At 29.8% G+C, this 3,773-nt stretch carries 5 protein-coding genes; all 5 read left to right on the forward strand.

Going from position 1 to position 3,773, the window contains the following annotated elements; genetic code table 11:
• On the forward strand, positions 1-733 hold a 733-nt coding region (locus KPL55_RS25245; protein ID WP_216309516.1), incomplete at its 5' end, for a PRC-barrel domain-containing protein.
• 68 nt (positions 734-801) lie between these two features.
• On the forward strand, positions 802-939 hold the full coding sequence (locus KPL55_RS25250; protein WP_216309517.1) for a hypothetical protein: 138 nt from the start codon (positions 802-804) through the stop codon (positions 937-939).
• Positions 940-1,030: 91 nt separating this feature from the next.
• The gene (locus KPL55_RS25255; protein WP_216309518.1) at positions 1,031-1,276 is read left to right on the forward strand and encodes a hypothetical protein; all 246 of its coding nucleotides are present in this window, start codon (positions 1,031-1,033) and stop codon (positions 1,274-1,276) included.
• Positions 1,277-1,337: 61 nt separating this feature from the next.
• On the forward strand, positions 1,338-2,012 hold the full coding sequence (locus tag KPL55_RS25260) for a hypothetical protein (RefSeq protein ID WP_216309519.1): 675 nt from the start codon (positions 1,338-1,340) through the stop codon (positions 2,010-2,012).
• Positions 2,013-3,238: 1,226 nt separating this feature from the next.
• On the forward strand, positions 3,239-3,673 hold the full coding sequence (locus KPL55_RS25265) for a tyrosine-type recombinase/integrase (RefSeq protein WP_246599844.1): 435 nt from the start codon (positions 3,239-3,241) through the stop codon (positions 3,671-3,673).
• Positions 3,674-3,773: the final 100 nt, after the last annotated feature.

Genomic DNA, 3,773 nt, shown 5'->3' on the forward strand with positions numbered 1-3,773 from the left:
AGAAATAGGTAAGGTCAAAGAATTCTATTTTGATGACCACTTTTGGGCAATTCGCTATTTGATTGTAAACACAGGAAATTGGTTAACTGGTAGACAAGTAATAATCTCACCGTATGCATTGGATGGTGTTAATAAAGAAGATGAATCTATCGCCATTAATCTCACCAAGAATCAGATTGAGAACAGTCCTTCTTTGTATAATGATGAACCTATATCACGACAATATGAAGAAGATTACTATAAGTATTATGAATGGCCCGTATATTGGGGTGGACCAAACATGTGGGGAACGTATGGACTTTCTCCTCGCATAGAGAGTAGTCAAGACCAAGAAAAATTAATGGGATCACCTCAAGTTAACGAACAGTGGGAAAACCATTTACACATGGCTAGTGATGTAATTGGGTACGACATCCAAGCTGCAGATGGCACGATTGGACATGTTGAGGATTTTATTATTGATGATAAAACACTTGCGATTCGTTACCTAATCATTGATACAAAGAATTGGTTGCCGGGGAAAAAGGTTCTTATTTCACCGAAATGGATAGAGCGCGTTAGTTGGAACGAATCTAAGGTATTTGTCAATCTTCTTCGTGAGAACATCAAGCAGTCACCGGAATATACTGAGGAGTCTTTGATAACACGGGACTATGAAAGCAAACTGCACCAATATTATAATCAACAGGGATACTGGATTGATGAACAAAATTTCAATAAATATTCCCACTAAAACATGTGAATGGAACCAATATTTAACTATATATTAAACGTTATTCAATTGAAATATAAGTTTAATGAATGGACAAGGATGCGAAGGTTGTGAAGAGTGCAAAGAATCAAGCACTAAAAAAAGTGATACAGGAGGCACACGATAAAGAAACTATAGATATTACAATTATAAATAATCAAGGTAATGATGAAACCGAGCTACGATAAAAATTAAATTATTAGTTTTAGTTTACATTTAATAAACCTCTATAACTAGCCTATACCACATAGTTGCCATCCTATAAATGAGATTAAAGCTATGTTCTGCTTTAGTTTAACAAGGCCACACAGCAAATCGTTTATATATACCCAGGAAGAAATTCAGCTTATGGTGGAAGATATTACGATTGCAAAACATATTAACATATTAGTTGGAGGCGGATTAGATTTTGAAAATATTAAAAAGGTCATGAAAAATACAAAAGCTCCACAATACCAATTTGAAACTACAGTAATCGATGATAAGTTAGTATTTGTAGGAACAATAGGGAAAGAATACTATTAGAATGTATAAATAAAAATTTTAAAATCGTGAATTAAATTTTAATTGTTGTGAGGAGACGAAAATGGAAAAGTATGTTTATGTTGTCATTTCAAGAACACCAACTTCTACAGGAAAATTAGTTAGAAAATTTTTAAAAGAAGAATATAATCATGCTTCAATTAGTTTAGATAAAGATCTAATTCAAATGTATTCATTTTGTAGATTCTCAATTAGTAATCCACTTGTAGGTGGAATTGTACGCGAAAGTGCATTTACTCTTAACATAGGGCGTAAAGAAGATGTTCCTATTAACGTATATCGGATACCTGTAAGTGTAATTAGATATGAATTAATAAGGCGATTTATATATGATATATATAATGATGATGAAATATATTACTATAATTTTCTTCAAGCAATGGGGGTTATTTCTAATAAAAAGCGGTCGGTTTATAAGACATATATATGCACAGAATTTGTAACGGAAGCACTAAAGGAGGGTGGTATTAATGTTCCTTCACTTGAATCCTACCACATAACACCAACAGACATTTGTGAAGTTATGGATAAATTTATATTTTACTCAGGGAATCTTAACGACTATCCCTATAAGCAAAAGGTGAAAACAAAAGAGGATGAACTTTTCTTTTGTAAAACAGGATTTATATATGAAGGGTTACATACGCTGAGACACTTTTGGATGGTTTTATCTAGGGATAGACAAAGCAAAAGGGCTAGCAGCAGGAGTAGAATATAATTTTTAGATTCGAATATGTTGTGAAAAAAAGCAATATGAATAATGTAAATTCCATATAAAAATAAATGGGTGATTTTCGTTTGTTATAAATAGATCAAAAAATAAAAGACGCCGTGAAATAAAATTTAAAATTTTCACGGTATTTTTTATACCCTTATAACTAGCCTATACCCTCATTGTCACTTTAACATATGCATTAATTCACTATTTTCACTACATAAAAAGAGTCTAATTGAGAAAATGCACTACTTTTATGCATGATTTTTTGCTTTATCCTTTTATTTTAATTGCTATTTTATTAAAATAAAAGGATAATATTATTGAACTTTCTTTTTGGAAATAGTTTTAAATGCAAAGGTAATTAGGGGTATGAAGAACATAGCTGTAACCAGAAGCAATAGGAAAGTTCCGAATTTTATTTTGGGTTTTTAATTCTATACTCTCAATTTTTATATTTACGACTACTGGTCTAAAAATACTTTTTTAAGTATTCTATACCGAGTTCTACATCACTCTTTTCCATAATTTTTTCAATAGTTGCGATTTTTAGTTCTTCTGATTACTTTCCATTAGAATCTTTTACGTTATTAAACAAATGAAGGTTACATCATTTACAACTGCTTGCAAACTTACTAGCAGTGAAATTTAGTCCACCATACTTTGGATCTGTAGCAATTAGTTACTTGAAAGATGATTAGACCTTGTAAAAATATTACTAATTTATAAAATAAAATAAATTAGCTTCATAATTACTCCACATTTTATTTTTTAAAATTACGGACATTTTATATTGCAATCTACACTTTATACTTTTTCATATTTTCGCATTGCATTTTTTACATATATAGGATAATATATTATTACCCTTTCTTTTCGGGGCTAGTTTTCAAAATGCAAAGGCACTTAGGATTCGACTCCCGCCTTTGCATTTTTTTATTAAATTTTAGATACACGATAAAAAGAACTTATATTTATAAGCTCCTCTCTCATTAAGGAAAAAGAATTATTAAGAAAAACTAATAAATAAGTATGAACTAAAAAGGAGCATAAAATTTGCTTCTTTTTTATTTGTACATTTGTAAAGTTCGTGTTTGTACACAAACACGAACTTTAGCTATATTACTACGTTTCAAAGCACTTGGATTTTAGCTTATACAAAAAGCGAACTTTTGGTTGATAAAACGCGAACTTTCACTATAATTAAGTTAATGGGTAATAAATAAATTATGGAAAGAGAGTGTAAATACATGGTAGCATTAACTACAGAGCAATATAAAAATATAATAGAAGTTATGAAGCGAGGATTTAAAAATGGAAATAAAGAGTTTATGGGAAATAATAGAATTGCAACTGCTTTAATAATTCAAGCTAATTTAGGTTTAAGGATTGGAGATATATTAAATTTAAGGCTACAAGATATTATTCGCGATGGAGATCGGTATCGGTTAAATATAATAGAAGAAAAAACAGAGAAGAGAAGATCATTTACAGTACCAGCTGAAATTTATAATTATATAAAAATGTATGTGCTTGAAAATAACATAAGGGTAACTGCGAGAATTTTTAATATAACAGTTAGAGCAGTGCAAAAGCAATTAAAATTAGTTACGCAGTTTTTGAATCTTGAGAATATATCAAGTCATTCCTTTCGTTATCTATAGGTTAAATATATAATATAAATTACGTAAACCACGCTAATAGCGGGGCTTTTTTTTACGTAAAATTATAGTTATCTATAGTAATTATTTTACGTATATTACC

The organism is Clostridium lacusfryxellense (genome assembly GCF_018861735.1).
Lineage (GTDB): Bacteria > Bacillota > Clostridia > Clostridiales > Clostridiaceae > Clostridium_AD > Clostridium_AD lacusfryxellense.

Coding starts and splice junctions, on each gene's coding strand:
- KPL55_RS25250 (WP_216309517.1), top strand. CDS start 802: ATGGACAAGGATGCGAAGGTTGTGAAGAGTGCAAAGAATCAAGCACTA.
- KPL55_RS25255 (WP_216309518.1), top strand. CDS start 1,031: ATGTTCTGCTTTAGTTTAACAAGGCCACACAGCAAATCGTTTATATAT.
- KPL55_RS25260 (WP_216309519.1), top strand. CDS start 1,338: ATGGAAAAGTATGTTTATGTTGTCATTTCAAGAACACCAACTTCTACA.
- KPL55_RS25265 (WP_246599844.1), top strand. CDS start 3,239: ATGGAAAGAGAGTGTAAATACATGGTAGCATTAACTACAGAGCAATAT.